The following is a 16,797-nucleotide window of genomic DNA, read 5'->3' on the forward strand; positions in this document are numbered from 1 at the left end:
TTTCCGGCCGGGCGGGGGCCAGGGCCTGCGCCTCACCGGGCGGCGTAGCGCGCCAGCAGGGTGCGCACGATGCGCCGGTGGAACGGAACGACCAGCGCCATGTACACCCGGCCCAGCGTGTTGTGCACATGCACCACGGTGCTCAGGGCGACCCGGGGCGGTCCCTCCGGCGGTTGCCGCTTGGTCAGCGACACCTGCACGTCGAGGTGGCGGTCGTCCTGGCCCATGACCACTTCGTCGTCAGCCAGGTGCCGGATCCGGAAGATGCCCACGCGGTCGCCCACCCGGTAGCTGGCGGCGTCGCGCAGCGGGTGGGCGGCATCGCCACCGAGCGCTCCCAGGTCCTTCAGGCCTGCCAGCCGCACCAGCCGGTTGCGCAGCGCCATGAGCCGGTTCGTCCAGCCGGGCACTTGGGCCACGGTGGACAGCCAGGCCTGCAGCGCACTCGTCGCGGGATCGGGGTCGGTGGTTTCGTAGCTGTCGGCAAAGTAGGCGCCGGGCAGTGCCGATGCAATCGCGCTGCCGGGTGGCACCGCGACGGTGGTGATCGTTGGAGGGTGGGGCGTGGTGTGCATGAGGTGGTGGGGCGTTGTGCCGAAAACAAAGGGTGGCGCGGCTCAGCGCCGCATGCTGGTGAACACGTCGAACTCCCAGCTGCGCAGCGCCAGCAGCACGGTGTAGCCCTCGCGTTCGCGCTCGGATACGCGCTGGTCGGCCAGGTGCTGCTGCGCGAAATCGTTCGCCACGCGCTGCATGCGTTCCCAGAAGGCCGGCGCCAAGCTGCGGCTGATGGCGCCGTGCACCAGCAGAACGCCTTCGCCGGGGCCGTCGAAGCTGCCGGCGAAGTAGTCGAGCAGCGCATGGTCGCGAAAGTAGTGCATCACCGGGCCGTGCGGGCGCCAGCGGAAGGTCTTGGCGAGCTTGAGGCGGTAGCGGTTCAGCGGGCGCAGCTCGATGATGCCGATGCGGTCGAGCTGCACGAGGTATTTGACGCCCTCGGCCTCGCTCAGCCGGTAGGTGGTCACGATCTGCTCCAGCGTCCACTGGCTCAGCACGCAGATCGCCATGAGCATCAGCTTCTTGTCGGCCACCACGGCCGTTTCCTGCGCCTGGCTCAGTTCCTTGAGCAGCGGCTGGCTGTCGGCCACGCGCCGGGCCAGGTCGGCGAAGTCGAGCGCCAGTGCCCGGCAGATCGCATCGATGCGCGACAGCGGCATGTCGCCCTTGGCCAGCATGCGCTTGACGCTGGATTCGGCCATGCCCAGGGCCTGGGCCAGGTCCGCGTACGTCATCTGTGCGGATTTGAGTTCTTTCTTGAGGGCGGCAACGAGGTCGGCGGTGGTGCTCATGGGTATCGATTATGGATACCCGGCGTGGCAGGCGATGGGCCTGGGCGCGTTTCATGCGCCTTGGGGGCGGTGTGGGGGGCGAGACTGCGTGCCATTCCCCGCTGTCTCCCGGAGCTTCCTCTCATGCCCTCGTCCATCCGTTCCTTTGCCCGCCCCCTCCTCTCGCGCCCGGCCTTCGCCGAATGGGCCTTGTACGGCGCCCTGATCGCCTTGGCTGCCTTGAGCGCCTGGGGCCCGCACGTGGCGCCCAATCCGCACCAGCATGCCTTTGCCGACCAGCGCACGCTGTGGGGCATCGCCCATGCGATGGACGTGCTCACCAATCTGCCGTTCGCCCTGATGGGGCTGTTGGGTGTGCGGCGCCTGGCGCAGGGGGGATGCAGCGCCCCTGCCGGTGAAAAGGGGGTGAGTGCCGGGCGCACCACCACGACGGTGATGGCCGCGGTTTTCTTCTCGGGCTTGCTGCTCACGGCCGGTACCTCATCGCTGTACCACTGGATGCCGCACGACATCACGCTGCTGTGGGACCGCATGGGCATGCTGGTGGCGTTCACCGGCCTGTTGGGCCTGGCCGTCGAAGGGCGCATGGGAACGCGGCCCGCCTGGGTGGTGGCCTTGGTGCTGCCGCTGGCGGGTTGGCTGTCGCTGCGGGCCTGGGGCATGGCGGGGCAGATGCTGCCCTGGGGCGTGCTGCAGGGCGGGGGCATGTTGCTGGTCGCGGCGCTGGCTTTTGCTCCGGTGCGGCCCGGTTGCCCGCCTCTGTCGCTGGTGGCCGTGATCGGCTGGTATGCCCTGGCCAAGCTGCTGGAGTTGGGCGACCAGGCGGTGTTCGGCTGGACGGGCGGCGGGGTGTCGGGCCACAGCCTCAAACACGTGGCGGCGGCCCTGGCTGCGTGGCCGGTGATCGCCGCGTTGGCTCCGCGCCCCTCGGGAACTCCCGGAGCCTATTGGGCGCAGTGCGTGCGGGCGGTGCCCTGGCACCGCCCGGCGGATGCCGCAGCGGGCACGGGCCGGGGCACAATCGCCGCCAGCGCGGACGAGGGGGCCCAGCGTGGGGCCGCGGCGCGACGCATCTGAAGAACCATTCCACACAGGAGCACGGCATGAGCCAAGAGCAGGCCCGCATGGCCGACCACCCCCGCGCGGCCGAGCCGTCGCACCCCAACCAGTTCGCCTTGCTGCGCCAGCGCCGCTTTGCGCCATTCTTCTGGACGCAGTTCGCCGGCGCGGCGAACGACAACCTGTTCAAGTTCGCCTTCACGGTGATGGTGACCTACCAGCTCAGCGTGTCGTGGATGCCGCCGTCCATGGCGGGGCTGGTGATCGGCGCGCTGTTCATCCTGCCGTTCCTGCTGTTCTCGGCCACGTCGGGGCAGCTGACGGACAAGTTCGACAAGACCCGCATGATCCGCTTCGTGAAGAACCTGGAGATCGCCATCATGCTGGTGGCGGCCTGGGGCTTCCTCGCCTCCAGCGCCGCGGTGCTGCTGGCGTGCACCTTCCTCATGGGGCTGCATTCCACGCTGTTCGGGCCGGTCAAGTTCGCGTACATGCCCCAGGTGCTGAACGAGCGCGAGCTGACGGGCGGCAACGGCATGGTCGAGATGGGCACCTTCGTCGCCATCCTGCTGGGCCAGGTGGCGGGCGGGCTGCTGGTGGCGGTGCCGGACATCGGCCATGCCTGGGTGGCGGCGACCTGCGTGCTGCTGGCGCTGGCCGGGCGCGCGGTGGCGCAGTTCATTCCGAGCGTGCCGGCCACCGACCCGGGCCTGTCGATCAACTGGAACCCGGTGACCGAGACCTGGCGCAACCTCCGGCTCGCGCATGCGAGCCCCGTGGTGTTCCGCTCGCTGCTGGGCATCAGCTGGATGTGGTTCTTCGGCGCGGTGTTCCTCTCGCAGTTTCCGAGCTTCGCCAAGGAAGTGCTGCACGGCGATGCGCACGTGGCCTCGCTGCTGCTCGTGGTGTTCTCGGTGGGCATCGGCGTGGGCTCGCTGCTGTGCGAGGTGCTGAGCCGCCGGCACGTGGAGATCGGCCTGGTGCCGCTGGGCGCCATCGGCATGAGCGTGTTCGCCATCGATCTGTACTTCGCCTCCCGCTCCCTGCCGCCCGCACCCGAGATGGGGCTGGGCGCCTTCGTGGCGCAGGCCGCGCACTGGCGCGTGATGGCCGACCTGGCGCTGCTGAGCCTGTTCGCCGGCCTGTACAGCGTGCCCATGTATGCCCTGATCCAGATGCGCAGCCAGCCCACGCACCGGGCGCGCATCATCGCGGCCAACAACATCCTGAACGCGCTGTTCATGATCGGCAGCTCGCTGATCGCCGGCGCGCTGCTGGGGGCGGGCTTCTCGGTGCCGCAGATCTTTCTGTTCACGGGCATCGCCAACGCCATCGTGGCGTTCTACATCTTCCTGCTGGTGCCCGAGTACCTGCTGCGCTTCGTGGCGTGGGTGGCGTCGCGCTTCGTCTACCGCTTCAAGATCCGGGGCGACGAGCACCTGCCCACCCAGGGCGCGGCCATCCTGGTGTGCAACCACGTGAGCTTCGTGGACGCGGTGCTGCTCATGGCGGCGAGCCCCCGTCCGATCTACTTCGTGATGGACCACCGTATCTTCCGCGTGCCGGTGCTCGGCTGGCTGTTCCGCCTGGCCAAGGCCATTCCCATCGCGCCGCAAAAGGACGATCCGGCGGTCTATGCCGCGGCGTTCGAGCGCGCCGCGCAGGTGCTGCGGGAAGGGGATTTGCTGGCGATCTTTCCCGAGGGCGGCATCACGCGCGACGGGCAGCTGCAGCTGTTCAAGGGCGGCATCATGAAGATCCTCGACCGTGCCCGCGAGGAAGGCGTGGCGCCCCCGGTGATCCCGATGGCGCTGACCAACCTGTGGGGCTCGTATTTCAGCCGCATCGAGCGGGGCACGGCGATGGCGCGGCCCTTCCGGCGCGGGCTGTTCAACCGCGTGGGCCTGAATGTCGGGCCGGCCGTGCCCGCAGCGCTGGTGCAGCCCGAGCTGCTGCACGCGCGCGTGGCGGGCCTGTTGGCCGACTGAGCGAGCGGGTTTGCGCTGCGGCCCCGCCGTGCCCCGCTGCGAAAGGAGCGGGGCGCGCTGACTCAGGTGGCGGCCAGCGAGGCCAGACCGCGCGGTTGCGGCTGCCCGGCGGACGCCTCGATCGGGCCGTCCTCTTCGCAGGCGCGCAGGCTGGCCTGCACGATGGCATCGGCATCCACCGCGAAGTGCGCCCGCAGGGCGGCCCGCGAGTCGCTGCGGCCGAAGCCGTCGGTGCCCAGCGTCACGTAGCGCCGGCCCGGCGGCACGAAGGCGCGCACCATCTCGGGCAATGCCACCACGTAGTCGCTCGCGGCGACGATGGGCCCGGACGTGGGCGCCAGTTGCTGCTCGAACCAGCTGCCCACCGCATCGCGCTCGCCCTGGCGCCAGCCGCGCTCGCAGGCCTGTCCTTCGCGCGCCAGTTCCACGTAGCTCGTCACGCTCCACACATCGGCCGCCACGCCGTGCTGCTGCTCCAGCCGGTCGGCGGCCTTGAGCACCTCGCCCAGGATGGCGCCGCTGCCGAAGAGCTGCACGCGGTGCGCCAGTGCCGGCGCGCCCTGCCGCAGCCGGTACATGCCGCGCACCACGCCGTCGTGCGCGTCGGCCGGCAGGCTGGGGTTGGCCACGTTCTCGTTGGTGACGGTGATGTAGAAGAATTCGTCGATCTGCGCCTCGACCATGCGACGCATGCCGTGGTCCACGATCACGGCCAGCTCGCCCGCGAAGGCCGGGTCGTAGGCGCGGCAGTTCGGAATGGTGGAGGCCATCAGGTGGCTGCTGCCGTCCTGGTGCTGCAGTCCTTCGCCGCCCAGCGTGGTGCGGCCCGACGTGGCGCCGATGAGAAAGCCGCGCGCCCGCTGGTCCGCAGCCGCCCAGATCAGGTCGCCCACGCGCTGAAAGCCGAACATGCTGTAGAAAATGTAGAACGGCAGCATCGACAGCCCGTGCGTCGAATAGCTCGTGGCCGCCGCCGTCCACGAGGCCAGCGCGCCGGCCTCGGTGATGCCTTCTTCCAGGATCTGGCCGGATTTTTCTTCCCGGTACACCAGCATCGAGGCGTTGTCCTCGGGCTGGTAGAGCTGCCCGAACGGCGCATAGATGCCGACCTGGCGGAACAGCCCCGCCATGCCGAAGGTGCGGGCCTCGTCGGCCACGATGGGCACCACGCGCGGTCCCAGCGCCTCGTCTTTCAGCAGGTTGCCCATCAGGCGCACGAAGGCCATGGTGGTGCTCATGGCCTTGCCGTCCGCGTCCAGCGCAAAGCCCCCGGTGGCCGGCAGCGGCGGCACCGCCACCTCGGGCGCCCGGGCGCGGCGTGCGGGCAGGTAGCCGCCCAGCGCCTGGCGGCGGTCGTGCAGGTAGCGCATCTCGGCGCTGTCGTCGGCGGGCTTGCAGAAGGCGGCGGTGCGGGCCTCTTCGTCGGTCAGCGGCAGGTGGAAGCGGTCGCGGTAGGCCAGCAGTTCGTCGGCGCCCAGCTTCTTGTGCTGGTGCGAGGTCATGCGGCCCTGGCCCACGCTGCCCATGCCGTAGCCCTTCATGGTCTTGGCCAGCACCACGGTGGGCTGGCCGGTGTGGCCGGCTGCGCGCGCGAAGGCGGCATGCACCTTGGCCGGGTCGTGCCCGCCGCGGCGCAGGCGGTCGATGTCGTCGTCCGACAGGTGGGCCACCAGGGCCTGCAGTTCGGGGCTCTTGCCGAAGAAGTGGCGGCGGTTGAAGGCGCCGTCGTTCGCGCTCAGGGTCTGGAACTCGCCGTCCACCGTCTGTGCGAAGGCCCGGGCCAGCGCGTGGCCGTGGTCGCGCGCCAGCAGCGCGTCCCATTCGGAACCCCACAGGCATTTCACGACGTTCCAGCCGGCGCCGGTGAACAGCGATTCCAGCTCGTCCACGATGCGGCCGTTGCCGCGCACCGGGCCGTCCAGGCGCTGCAGGTTGCAGTTGATGACGAAGATGCAGTTGTCCAGCCCCTCGCGCGCGGCGAGGGTGAGCGCGGCGATGGATTCGGGCTCGTCCATCTCGCCGTCGCCGAAGAAGCCCCAGACCTTGCGGCCCGCCGTGTCGCACAGGCCCCGGTCGGCCAGGTAGCGCATGAAGCGCGCCTGGTAGATCGCCTTGATCGGGCCGATGCCCATCGAGCCCGTGGGAAACTGCCAGAAATCCGGCATCAGGTAGGGGTGGGGGTAGGAGGTCAGGCCCTGGATGCCCTTGGCCTCGGCGGCCAGCTCCTGCCGGTAGTGGCGCAGGGAGTCTTCGCTCAGCCGGCCTTCCAGGTAGGCGCGTGCATACACGCCGGGCGCGGAGTGCGGCTGGAAGTACACCAGGTCGCCGCCGTGCTGCTCGGTGCGCGCATGGAAGAAATGGTGGAAGCCCACCTCGAACAGGTCCGCCGCCGAGGCGTAGCTGGCGATGTGGCCGCCCAGCTCGCCCTGCGCGGCATTGGCCCGCACCACCATGGCCAGCGCGTTCCACCGCACGATGGCCGACAGCCGCTGCTCGATCTGCGGGTCGCCCGGGTAGGGCGGCTGCTCTTCCACCCGCACGGTGTTGAGGTATGAGGTGATGCCGGCCGGGCTCCATTGCAGCCCGCGCTGGCGCGCATGGGCCAGCAGCGCGTCGAGCAGGGCCGCGGCACGCTCGCGGCCCTGGCGGGGCTCCCAGGCGGCCAGCAGGCCGTCGAGCGCATCGCACCATTCCTGGACTTCACCCGGGTCGAGCGTATCGGGCAAGGGGGTGGCGCCGGGCCAGCCGAGTCGTGTCATGGTGCTGCGTTCTCCTGGATGGGTCGATCAACCGTTGCGGAAAAGGAAACTGTAGGCGTTCAGGGCGGGCACGCCGCCCAGGTGCGCATACAGCACCTTGGAGCCTGCCGGAAATTCGCCGTTGCGCACCATCTCGATCATGCCGTGCATCGACTTGCCTTCATAGACCGGGTCGGTCAGCATGGCCTCCTGGCGCGCACACAGGCGGATCGCCTCCAGCGTGCCTTCGCTGGGCAGGCCGTATTCCGGGCCGCCGTAGCGCGTGTCCAGCACGATGTCGGCTTCGGTGATGTCGCGGCCCAGCTCCACCAGCTGGGCGGTGTTCTGCGCGATGCGCAGGATCTGCGCGCGGGTCTGCTCCGGCTTGGCCGATGCGTCGATGCCGATCACCTTGTCGGCCCGGCCGTCGGCGGCGAAGCCCACCACCATGCCGGCCTGCGTGCTGCCCGTGACCGAGCACACGACGATGTAATCGAACTGAAAGCCCAGTTCCTTTTCCTGCTGGCGCACTTCTTCGGCGAAGCCGACGAAGCCCAGGCCGCCCTTGGGGTGCTCGGAGCAGCCCGCCGGAATGGGAAACGGTTTGCCGCCGGCCTGGCGCACGTCTTCCATGGCCTGCTCCCAGCTCGGGCGGATGCCGATGTCGAAGCCCGCCGCGTCCAGCCGCACGTCGGCGCCCATGATGCGGCTCATCTCGATGTTGCCCACGCGGTCGTACACCGCGTCGGAGTAGTTCACCCAGTTCTCCTGCACCAGCACGCACTTCATGCCCAGGTGCGCGGCCACGGCGGCCACCTGGCGCGTCTGGTTGGACTGGATGCCGCCGATGGAGACCAGCGTGTCGTAGCCGCCTTCGATCGCCTCGGGAATGAGGTATTCGAGCTTGCGCGTCTTGTTGCCGCCGAAAGCCAGGCCCGAGTTGCAGTCCTCGCGCTTGGCATACAGCTCGACCTTGCCCCCCAGGTGGGCGGACAGGCGCGGCAGCGGCTGGATGGGCGTGGGGCCGAAGGTCAGCGAATGGCGGGGGAATTTCTGCAAGTTCATGGGAAGCATCCTGGCAAAGGGAGGGGCATGGGGGCGGGGTTCCGGCGCCGCGGTGGATTGCTGCTGCCGCGCAGTGGCAGGGCAACCGCCAAAGGCAGTCCGTTGCCTGGAATGGTAGGAAAATGCGGGCGCAATAGGGTTGCAAAAATGGATTGAAAATCGGTCTTGAAAAGAACAGTAAGCCTGTTTATTTCGATTTCATTGCAGGAAAACATTCATGTGCGCAACAAAATTAAGAAAGCCTGCGGTGCCGGCACCCGCTGTCGATCTCACCGGCGAACTGGATCGCACCGACAAGGCCATCCTGCGGGCGCTGCAGCGCGATGCCTCGGTCTCCAACGTGGCGCTGGCGGCCAAGGTCCACCTGAGCGCACCGGCCTGCCTGCGGCGAGTCGAGCGTCTCAAGCGCCTGGGGCTGATCGACGGGGTGGTGGCACTGCTCAATCCGCGCGCCGTGGGCGCTGGCATGCTGGTGATGATCGGCGTGGTGCTGGACCGCTCCACGCCCGAGTCGTTCGCCGAGTTCGAGAAGGCCGCTGCCAAGATCTCGGGCTGCATGGAATGCCACGTGGTGACGGGCGAGTTCGACTATTTTCTACTGGTGCGCACCAAGGACAGCGAAAGCTTCAACCGCCTCCATGCGGAGCAGCTGCTCTACCTGCCGGGCGTGCGGCAGGTGCGCTCGTTCATGGTGATCCGCAACGTGCTATCGACGACCGAGCTGCCCATGGCGATCTGACGCCGTCACGAGCTGCGCCCAGCCCGTGACGGCGCTGCCGGTGTGTCTCGGCCGCTCAGCCACTGAATTGCAGGCGGTCTCCGGCGAGGCGCCGGCCACCGTCTGCCTGTGCGTACCCGACTTTCTGCAACGCTGCCCCGTGACCGCTGGCGCGACGGCGGTCACGGGTTCCTGCTCGGCTCGCTTCAGGGCGCCTTCACGACATGCGGAAAGGTCAGCCCGTAGTTGGCCGCTACGCCGGGCGTGGCGCTGGGGTTGCTCAGCTTGGTGAACGCTGCGCCGATCAGGGGAATTCCTCTCGCGTCGGGTACCCGCATGACCGCCCAGCCGTTGAGGGCCGTGCCTGGCAGCGTCTTGCGGGCGATGGAGGAGGACACGGCCGACCGGCTCTCGGAGAACGAAAGCACGGACAGGGCGCCGCAGCTTTCTGGCTGCAATGCGGCGTCCGCCACCACGCTGTCGGGCGTGAGGGTGCCGTCGCGCGAGCCCATCCGGAAGCTCCAGCTGCCGCCCTGGCTGCAGACGCCGTCGCGGACCTGGGTGTTGAGCGCGTGGAAGTACTGCTCGCCGGCCCCGCTGGGGGGCACGACGGAGTAGACGCGCTGGTTCGATGGGTCGGACTGGCTGTAGTCCTTGGCCACGCTGTACCGCTTGGTGGGTGTTGCGACCACCCAGTCGGTGCGGGCGGCGATGGAGTCGTCGAGAACGTACTGGTTCTTGAATTCTCGGACCGCCAGCAGCCGGGACAGGTCGCCTGCCGTCGCGCGGGCGCTGGCTGCGGTGGCGGGCAGATAGACGGGCGTCGAAAGATCGGGCAGGTCGTTATAGCGGGCCAGCAGGACAGCGGATGCCGTCGGGAACGAGGTATTGCCCTGAAGGTCCTTGTTCCGGGTGGCCAGGCCTGCGGACACCAGCAGCGGGTCGGCGGTGTAGCGCTCTGGCTGCAACACTGCCGTGTCCGTGGGGGGGAACAGCATGTAGTTGCCGCGCGCCGGAAGGCCCGTGTTGTTGATGGCCTGGATTGCCGTGGCAGCGCCGGAGAACGTGGTGGAGCCGGGTACGTCGATGATGTACCAAGTTGCACTGAGCTGCCCGCTGGGGGCCGCAAGGCCGCGGCTGGCGGCGACGGCCTCGCTGCTCGTGTCCTGCAGCAGCGCTGCGTTGAGCACGGATTCGGAGCAGGGCGCGACTTCCTTGACTTGCTGGATGGCGACGGACAGCGCCGACTTGCTTGCGCCGTCGGTACCGTAGATCGATGCCTGTGGCACGTCGGCCATCACGATGGCTTCGATGGCGCCTTCGCGGGTGTTGGCCGCCATGACCTCTGGCGTCCATGCGGGGTCCAGCCGACTGGTGGAAAAAGGTTGCGCAACCCCTTGGGCCAGCCGCGGCAGCGTACAGGTGTTGTCACTTGTGGTCAGCTGAGCCAGGCCGTCGGCCCCGGCCGTCACGGCGCCCGTCCACACGTCGCCGGGCGACAGCAGCACATGCACGCTCAGCAGGCTGTCGCCGTTGTTGGCCCCGCGAAAGCGCACCTTCACGACCTTGCCGTTGTCGAGGTCGGTGTTCACGAGGTGCAGCACCGTCATCTGGCCGTTCTGTGCCGTGAAGTAGGGCACCAGCAATGCATGGCCGGCCTGGCCTTCGGCCACCTTGATGCTGACGGCATCGGTCCCGCCCAGCTGCGTGCTGGAAGGCGTGGCGCCGGTGCCGGCGATCACGCCTGCGTGTGCTGCGCCGGCCATGGCCAGCGTGCCGAGCAGGGCGCTGACCGCCCCGGAAATGGTCTTGACTTTCACGGTTTCTCCTGTGATTGGGATGGCAGGTGGGAACGTCTCCGCCATCGCCCGCGGGCCGCGCAAAGGCAGCCCGTCACGCGATGGGGTCGGCACGGTGGTGGGGGGCCAAAGGCCGCCCTGGGCGGCCGCTGCATGCAGCAGGCCACCCGCAAATCGAAACACCGCGCTGAGGATGGGAGCCATGCCGGGCGATGGTGCCCGGCGGCCCCTGCAAGGATCGTGAACCCGTTCCGAGCGCCAGGTCCATGGCGGCTTGGACAGCCGCCGCCCTGCGTGCGCTCAGGGCGCTTTATACATGTGCGGCATGGTCAGGCCGTAATTGCCCGCGACGCCAGGTGTGGCATTGGGGTTGGTGAGCTTGAGCAGTGCCGCGCCGATGATGGGCCGGCCATCCGACGCATTCGTGGCGATGCTGGCCCAGCCGGACACGAAGGCGTCCGAGCGGGGCTGCGTGGTGATCGACGCCGAGACGCTGGAGCGGCCCGCGTCCTGGAAACCCACCGTGGCCACCGTGCCGCAGGCCACCACGGGGCTGAGGGCGAGCCGGGTGGTGGTCTGGCGGTCGAAATAGGTCAGGTTCCACTGGCTGCACACGCTCTCGGGGTTGGTCTTGACCTGGGTGTCGTCGCCCGAGAAATACTGGCTGCCGAGGTCCGAGGGCGGCACCACCGAATACACGCGGGCCACTGCGGGGGGCTGGCTGTAGTCGTAGGCCACGCTGTAGCGCTTGGTGGGCATCGACAGCACCCAGTCCGTCCGGGCGGAAATGGAGGGGTCGGTGGCGTACTGGTTCATCACCTCGGTGGCGGCGAATTGCGCCGACAGGTCCCCGGCCGTCCTGCGCGCGTTGCGCTCGCCGGCCGGCAGGTAGTAGGGCGTGGACAGGTCGGGCAGGTCGTAGTAGCGCGCCTGGATGACGGCCGCATTGGTGGGCTCGCTGGTTTCGCCGTCGATGTTCTTCACGCGGGTGGCGACGCCGGCCGAGACCAGCAGCGGGTCGGCGGTGTAGCGCTCGGGCGAGGCGACGGTCAGCCCGGTGGGCGGAAACAGCACGTAGTTGCCCCGTGCATTGCGGCCCGCGTTGTTGACAGCGCGGATCGCGGTGGCGGCCCCCGAGAAGGTGGTGGAGTTGGGCACGTCGATGATGTACCAGGTGCCCGCCACGCCGCCCGTGGGCGTGGCCAGGCCGCGGGCTGCGGCGGTGGCCTCGGTGCTGGTGTCTTCCAGCAGCGCGGCGCTCAGCGCCGCATCGGTGCAGGGGGCCGTTCCGTTCACCGGGCGGATGGCCGTGAAGAGGGCGGAGCGTTCCTGCTGGCCCGTGCCATAAACGGCGGCGGCGGGAATGTCGGCCGCCACGATGGCCTCGATGGCGCCCTCGCGGGTGTGGTTGGCCTGCACGTCGGCGGCCCACAGGGGGTTGAGCCGCTCGGTGATGAAGGCCTGTGCCACGCCAGGCGCGAGCCGGGGCGAGGTGCAGGTCGCATCGGCGGTGGTGAGTTGCGCGATGCCGTTGGCGCCGGCCGTCACCGCGCCGGTCCAGACGTCGCCAGGAGCCAGCAGCACGGTCATGTGCAGCAGGCCATCGCCGTTGTTGGCGCCGCGAAAGCGCAGCTTCACGGCCTTGCCGTTGTTCACGTCGGTGTTGACCAGGTGCAGCACGGTCATCTGCCCGTTCTGCGCCGTGTAGTAAGGCACCACGAGGCTGTGGCCGGGGCCGCTTTCGGCGATGGCGTAGGTGGTGGCATCGGTGGTGCCCATCACGCTGCTGGAGGGCGTGCCCCCCGTGCCGGCGATGACGCCGGCCAGGGCGCTGGAGGCGAAGCCGGCGCTGCACAGCAGGGCGCACGCGGCCGCGATCTTCTGGATAGGCATGCGGAGTCCTTCGGAGGGAGAGCCAATGATGGCGGCAGATTACCGCAATCCGCCCGGCTGCGGCACTCGCCGAGGGGCTGGGGAAGCAGGGAAAGTATCGCCATGCGATACCAGGCAGCCGAAAGTCCGCCACCTGTGCATTCCAGCGCGTGCCGGGGCGGGCGGCTTGCGCATGATCCGCCCCATGTTCCACCACGGGCCGCAAGCCCTTCTCTCCATGTCACACCCCTTTGCTCCTTCGCCCCTGATCCAGCGCGATACGCCCGCCTGGCGCCTGCAGGTCTGGGTTTCGTTCGGCATCGCCGTGTTCTGCTGCGCAGTGGGGCTGGCCTGGCTGCCAGGGGAGGCCATGGAGCGGGCCTTCATGGTGATGGGATACGTCTTTTGCCTGTCGGCCGCGTTCATGCTGGCGAAGTTCGTGCGCGACAACCAGGCGCGCCGCGGCGCGGACACGCCGATGTTCAAGCTGGTCGTCTGGGGCGCGTTCGCGGTGGCCGTGGGCCTCACGGGCTGGGGCCTGTGGAGCATGGACATCAACCCGACCTACCAGGCCTTCCTGGGCGTGAGCTGGCTCTACCTGATCACCACCGCCTTCACGCTGGCCAAGATGCTGCGCGACCGCCACGAGGCGGACCTGGCCGACGCCCGCTGGCAAGGCCGCCGCGAGGCCTCCATGCAAGCCGGCGGCCCCCCTTCCGCACCAGCCGCTGCCCCGGACAAGGCCGGCAAGGCGACGGTGGAGTAACCCGAGGGCCGGAGCGGGCGGGGTGCCCGCTTTCCCGGCTGTCCAGCGCGCGCACGGGTCCCCCGCTGGCGCCCCTTTTTTCTGGAGAAAGACCATGCGCATCGAGACTCTGATCCCCCGTTTTTCCTGGACCCGCCAGGCCGCGGGCTTCGGCCTGGCCTGGGCGCTGGCGGCAGGTGCCGTGCATGCGCAGAGCGAGGTGTCCGTCGGCCTGTCGCTGCTGCCCGTGGCGTCGGTGGTGGGCACCGCCTCGGTGGCGTCCACGGCCGCCGGGGCCGTGGCGGCCGTTCCCGTCGCGTTGTCGGTGGGCGGTGCGATCCTCACGGTGAAGGTGGTGGAGGCATCGGCCAACGGCACGGTGTATGTGCTGGAGCGGGCGTCCGACGGTGCACAGGTCAGCGTCGAGGTGGCAGGCCGTGCGGCCTCCGGCGCCGTCCACGCCGTGGGAACGGTGGTGGCCTGCAGCGTGATCGGCACCGGTGTCGTCCTCTCGGTGGCGGGCGAGGCGCTGGCCTTTGTGCCCAATGCCCTGGGCCGTGCGCTGCTCTACAACGAGCGGCTGTGAGAGGGCGGCCCATGCGAAGACTGCTGCTGGCCGCCATGGTGGCCGTCGCTCTGGCCGGTACGGGCGCCGCGCACGCGGGCCGCTCGTGCGAGGCGCGCAAGCCGACCCCGCAGCTCATCGAGCGCGGCATGGATCTGGCCGCCCGCACGGCCCGCGCCCTGGACGCGGAGCACGCCCGCTCGGGCACCCAGGTGGTGGTGCTGGCGCGCGCGGGGCAGGACCTGTCCCGGTACGGGCTGCGCTACTCGCACCTGGGCTGGGTCTACCGCACGCCGCAGGGGTCGTGGCGCGTGGTGCACAAGCTCAACGAGTGCGGCACCGCGGTGGGTGTGGTGTACCGGCAGGGGCTGGGCGAGTTCTTTCTCGACGACCTGTGGCGCTACGAGGCCGTGTGGGCCGTGCCAACGCCCGAGGTGCAGCAGCGGATGCTGGTGGTGCTTGCCGACCGCACGCGCGCCACGGCCATGCACCAGCGGCCCTACAGCATGGTGAGCTACGCCTGGGGCACCAAATACCAGCAATCGAACCAGTGGGCGATGGAGACGCTGGCCGCGGCCATGGAGCCCGACACCGTGCTCCGGCGCGACCAGGCGCAGGCCTGGCTGCGCTACAAGGGGTACGAGCCGACCGTGCTGAAGGTCGGCGCGCTCACGCGGCTGGGTGGGCGTGTCACGGCGGCGAATGTGGCGTTCGACGACCACCCGGACAGCGAGCGTTTTGCCAACCGCATCGCCACGGTGACGGTGGACTCCGTCCTGGCATGGCTGCAACGCGCGCAACTGGCGTCGGCCCCGGTGGCGCTGCCGCCGCCGTGACTTCCACGCGGGTTTATAGTCAAAAGCCGCTGATGCCGGGATATTGATTGCCTGTGTTGCTATCAAATGAATAGTATTTCAATGCTGAGGAGCTGATCATGAGCAAATCCCTTCGCCTGTCGGAAAAATGGTTCCGCCGGGGCCTGTGGCTGGTGTCGCTGGTGTTCGCCAGTTTCCTGATCGGGCTGGGCGGCACCGTGGTGGACGACCTGCCCAAGGTCGAGGCCACGCTGCAGCTCGATGACTTTCTGGACCGCCCCGCCGCGGACGCGCTGCGCGCCCAGGTGCGCAACGCGCAGCAGGCCGAGGAAAGCGCGGACACGGCGCTCGACCAGGCCCGCTTGCAGCTGGCCAAGTCGCGCAGCGAAACCGCGGCCGAGCGCGAGACCTTCAACAACTGGCTGGCCACGCGCAGCGCCACGCAGCAGTCCGAGCACAACCCCGAAGTGGTGCAGCGCACGCAGGCGCTGGACCGCCTCAAGCTGCGCGAGCGCCAGACCCAGCAGGCCGTCGAGGCGCAGCAGCAGGCCGCGCTCGATGCGCGCCAGGCGGCGGCTGCCGCGCAGCAGCGGCTGTCCGCGCTGGAGCAGGGCGGCTACGAGCGCATGGCCGTGCAGCAGCGCAAGGTGCAGTTGCGCGTGTTCCTGTACCGGCTGGCGCTCACCCTGCCGCTGCTGGTGATTGCCGGCTGGCTGTTCGTCAAAAAGCGCAAGGGCACTTACTGGCCGTTCGTGTGGGGCTTCATCTTCTTCGCGCTGTTCGCTTTCTTCGTCGAACTGGTGCCCTACCTGCCCAGCTACGGCGGCTATGTGCGCTACGTGGTCGGCATCGTCGTGACCGCGCTGGTCGGGCGCTATGCCATCGTGGCGCTCAACCGGTACCTGGAGCGCCAAAAGCGTGCCGAGGCGCTGCCCGACCAGGAGCGCCGCAAGGAGCTGAGCTACGACGTCGCCCTGGCGCGCCTGGCCAAGAGCGTGTGCCCGGGGTGCGAGCGGCCGGTGGACCTGAAGGACCCTGCCATCGACTTCTGCCCCCACTGCGGCATCGGGCTGTTCGACCACTGCGGCGCGTGCAGCACCCGCAAGAGCGCATTCGCCCGGTTCTGCCATGCCTGCGGAGCGGGTGCGAGTGCCGGCCGGGGGCTGCCGGGCGGCGAATCGGAAGCCTCCGTCACGGCGTCGCCGCACAGCGCCGGACCATCGGCTGGCGGCCTCGCTCCCGCGGGATCAGCCTGAACGGAGTCCTGGAGGCGGTGAGGTCTGTGGCGTGGCGCCTCAGCCGCCCATCACCACCGGGCCGCCCTTGGCCAGCGCCCGCTGGTAGGCCGGGCGGGCCCGCATGCGGGCCTGGTAGGCCTGCAGGTGCGAGTGCTGGCCGGCGTTCTGCACGCGGCTCATGGCCGCCTCGACCGGAAAGCTCATCTGGAAATCGGCCATGGTGAGGTCGGCTCCGGCAAACCAGGCGTTGCGCGACAGGTGGTCGTCGATGAAGGCCATGGCCGTGGCCAGGTTGGGGTCCACCAGCTTTTGCTCCGCCTTGCCGCACACGGCCCGCGCGATGGGGCGCACGAAGAACGGCATGGGCTGTTTGGGCAGCGTCTGGAAGACCAGCTTCATCACCAGCCAGTTCATCAGCGAGCCCTCGGCGTAGTGCATCCAGAAGCGGCACTGGCGGCGTTCGGGCGTGCCGCGCGCCGGCTCCAGGTGCGCGAGGTCGCCCTGTGCCTTCGCGCCGTAGCGGTCCACCAGGTATTCGATGATGGCGCCCGATTCGGCGATGACGTCGTCGCCTTCGGTGATGACCGGCGACTTGCCGAGCGGATGGATCTTGCGCAGCTCCGGCGGCGCCAGGCGGGTGCGCGGGTCGCGCTGGTAGGTCCGGAGTTCGTAGGGCACGCCCAGTTCTTCCAGGAGCCACAGGACGCGCTGCGAGCGCGAGGTTTCGAGGTGGTGGACGGTCAGCATGGCGCCATCGTAGCGGGCGCACGCCGGGCCGGATACCGCCGCGGTCCCGCAGCGGACATCGCCGGGCCCCGTGCTGCGCGTCCAGTGCCGGGGGGGCCG

At 69.4% G+C, this 16,797-nt stretch carries 14 protein-coding genes; 7 read left to right on the forward strand and 7 right to left on the reverse strand.

Annotated features, from left to right (window positions below; genetic code table 11):
- Positions 1–32 precede the first annotated feature (32 nt).
- Both M5C98_RS02115 and M5C98_RS02120 read right to left on the reverse strand, forming a co-directional pair.
- Positions 33–575, reverse strand: coding sequence for a DUF2867 domain-containing protein (locus M5C98_RS02115; RefSeq protein ID WP_272550683.1), 543 nt, complete (start codon positions 573–575; stop codon positions 33–35).
- Positions 576–617: 42 nt separating this feature from the next.
- The gene (locus M5C98_RS02120; RefSeq protein WP_272550684.1) at positions 618–1,349 is read right to left on the reverse strand and encodes a helix-turn-helix domain-containing protein; all 732 of its coding nucleotides are present in this window, start codon (positions 1,347–1,349) and stop codon (positions 618–620) included.
- A gap of 123 nt (positions 1,350–1,472) precedes the next feature.
- On the opposite strand from M5C98_RS02120, the gene M5C98_RS02125 reads away from it, so the two are divergent.
- Both M5C98_RS02125 and M5C98_RS02130 read left to right on the forward strand, forming a co-directional pair.
- Positions 1,473–2,426, forward strand: a complete 954-nt coding sequence (locus M5C98_RS02125) for a hypothetical protein (protein WP_272550686.1) — start codon at positions 1,473–1,475, stop codon at positions 2,424–2,426.
- Positions 2,427–2,452: 26 nt separating this feature from the next.
- Positions 2,453–4,396, forward strand: coding sequence for an MFS transporter (locus M5C98_RS02130; protein ID WP_272550687.1), 1,944 nt, complete (start codon positions 2,453–2,455; stop codon positions 4,394–4,396).
- Between the two features lie 62 nt (positions 4,397–4,458).
- Here M5C98_RS02130 and mdeB read toward each other — a convergent pair whose 3' ends face one another.
- Together mdeB and M5C98_RS02140 are read right to left on the reverse strand one after the other, a co-directional pair.
- On the reverse strand, positions 4,459–7,155 hold the full coding sequence (gene mdeB, locus M5C98_RS02135) for an alpha-ketoglutarate dehydrogenase (protein ID WP_272550689.1): 2,697 nt from the start codon (positions 7,153–7,155) through the stop codon (positions 4,459–4,461).
- Positions 7,156–7,182: 27 nt separating this feature from the next.
- Positions 7,183–8,199, reverse strand: coding sequence for a 1-aminocyclopropane-1-carboxylate deaminase (locus M5C98_RS02140; RefSeq protein ID WP_272550690.1), 1,017 nt, complete (start codon positions 8,197–8,199; stop codon positions 7,183–7,185).
- Between the two features lie 217 nt (positions 8,200–8,416).
- On the opposite strand from M5C98_RS02140, the gene M5C98_RS02145 reads away from it, so the two are divergent.
- A complete protein-coding gene (locus tag M5C98_RS02145) occupies positions 8,417–8,938 on the forward strand; it encodes an Lrp/AsnC family transcriptional regulator (RefSeq protein WP_272550691.1) in 522 nt (173 codons plus the stop codon).
- A gap of 185 nt (positions 8,939–9,123) precedes the next feature.
- On the opposite strand, the gene M5C98_RS02150 is transcribed toward M5C98_RS02145, so the two are convergent.
- Both M5C98_RS02150 and M5C98_RS02155 read right to left on the reverse strand, forming a co-directional pair.
- Complete coding sequence (locus tag M5C98_RS02150) at positions 9,124–10,737, reverse strand: surface layer protein NpdA (protein WP_272550692.1); 1,614 nt, start codon at positions 10,735–10,737, stop codon at positions 9,124–9,126.
- A 279-nt stretch (positions 10,738–11,016) separates the two neighbouring features.
- Complete coding sequence (locus M5C98_RS02155) at positions 11,017–12,609, reverse strand: surface layer protein NpdA (protein ID WP_272550693.1); 1,593 nt, start codon at positions 12,607–12,609, stop codon at positions 11,017–11,019.
- A gap of 217 nt (positions 12,610–12,826) precedes the next feature.
- Between M5C98_RS02155 and M5C98_RS02160 the strand changes: the two genes are divergently transcribed.
- From M5C98_RS02160 to M5C98_RS02175, 4 genes are all read left to right on the forward strand, one after another.
- On the forward strand, positions 12,827–13,354 hold the full coding sequence (locus M5C98_RS02160; protein ID WP_272550694.1) for a YiaA/YiaB family inner membrane protein: 528 nt from the start codon (positions 12,827–12,829) through the stop codon (positions 13,352–13,354).
- A gap of 94 nt (positions 13,355–13,448) precedes the next feature.
- The gene (locus tag M5C98_RS02165) at positions 13,449–13,919 is read left to right on the forward strand and encodes a hypothetical protein (protein ID WP_272550695.1); all 471 of its coding nucleotides are present in this window, start codon (positions 13,449–13,451) and stop codon (positions 13,917–13,919) included.
- Positions 13,920–13,930: 11 nt separating this feature from the next.
- Positions 13,931–14,734, forward strand: a complete 804-nt coding sequence (locus M5C98_RS02170) for a DUF2145 domain-containing protein (RefSeq protein ID WP_272550696.1) — start codon at positions 13,931–13,933, stop codon at positions 14,732–14,734.
- Positions 14,735–14,832: 98 nt separating this feature from the next.
- Positions 14,833–15,969, forward strand: a complete 1,137-nt coding sequence (locus M5C98_RS02175) for a zinc ribbon domain-containing protein (RefSeq protein WP_272550697.1) — start codon at positions 14,833–14,835, stop codon at positions 15,967–15,969.
- A gap of 39 nt (positions 15,970–16,008) precedes the next feature.
- Here the strand turns inward: M5C98_RS02175 and M5C98_RS02180 are convergent, their stop codons facing one another.
- Positions 16,009–16,698 (reverse strand): glutathione S-transferase family protein, encoded by a 690-nt coding sequence (locus M5C98_RS02180; protein WP_272550699.1) that lies wholly within the window; start codon positions 16,696–16,698, stop codon positions 16,009–16,011.
- Between the last annotated feature and the right edge of the window lie 99 nt (positions 16,699–16,797).

The organism is Acidovorax sp. NCPPB 3576, from assembly GCF_028473605.1.
In the GTDB taxonomy this organism is placed as follows: domain Bacteria; phylum Pseudomonadota; class Gammaproteobacteria; order Burkholderiales; family Burkholderiaceae_C; genus Paracidovorax.

Coding starts and splice junctions, on each gene's coding strand:
- M5C98_RS02115 (WP_272550683.1), bottom strand. CDS start 575: ATGCACACCACGCCCCACCCTCCAACGATCACCACCGTCGCGGTGCCA.
- M5C98_RS02120 (WP_272550684.1), bottom strand. CDS start 1,349: ATGAGCACCACCGCCGACCTCGTTGCCGCCCTCAAGAAAGAACTCAAA.
- M5C98_RS02125 (WP_272550686.1), top strand. CDS start 1,473: ATGCCCTCGTCCATCCGTTCCTTTGCCCGCCCCCTCCTCTCGCGCCCG.
- M5C98_RS02130 (WP_272550687.1), top strand. CDS start 2,453: ATGAGCCAAGAGCAGGCCCGCATGGCCGACCACCCCCGCGCGGCCGAG.
- mdeB (WP_272550689.1), bottom strand. CDS start 7,155: ATGACACGACTCGGCTGGCCCGGCGCCACCCCCTTGCCCGATACGCTC.
- M5C98_RS02140 (WP_272550690.1), bottom strand. CDS start 8,199: ATGAACTTGCAGAAATTCCCCCGCCATTCGCTGACCTTCGGCCCCACG.
- M5C98_RS02145 (WP_272550691.1), top strand. CDS start 8,417: ATGTGCGCAACAAAATTAAGAAAGCCTGCGGTGCCGGCACCCGCTGTC.
- M5C98_RS02155 (WP_272550693.1), bottom strand. CDS start 12,609: ATGCCTATCCAGAAGATCGCGGCCGCGTGCGCCCTGCTGTGCAGCGCC.
- M5C98_RS02160 (WP_272550694.1), top strand. CDS start 12,827: ATGTCACACCCCTTTGCTCCTTCGCCCCTGATCCAGCGCGATACGCCC.
- M5C98_RS02165 (WP_272550695.1), top strand. CDS start 13,449: ATGCGCATCGAGACTCTGATCCCCCGTTTTTCCTGGACCCGCCAGGCC.
- M5C98_RS02170 (WP_272550696.1), top strand. CDS start 13,931: ATGCGAAGACTGCTGCTGGCCGCCATGGTGGCCGTCGCTCTGGCCGGT.
- M5C98_RS02175 (WP_272550697.1), top strand. CDS start 14,833: ATGAGCAAATCCCTTCGCCTGTCGGAAAAATGGTTCCGCCGGGGCCTG.
- M5C98_RS02180 (WP_272550699.1), bottom strand. CDS start 16,698: ATGCTGACCGTCCACCACCTCGAAACCTCGCGCTCGCAGCGCGTCCTG.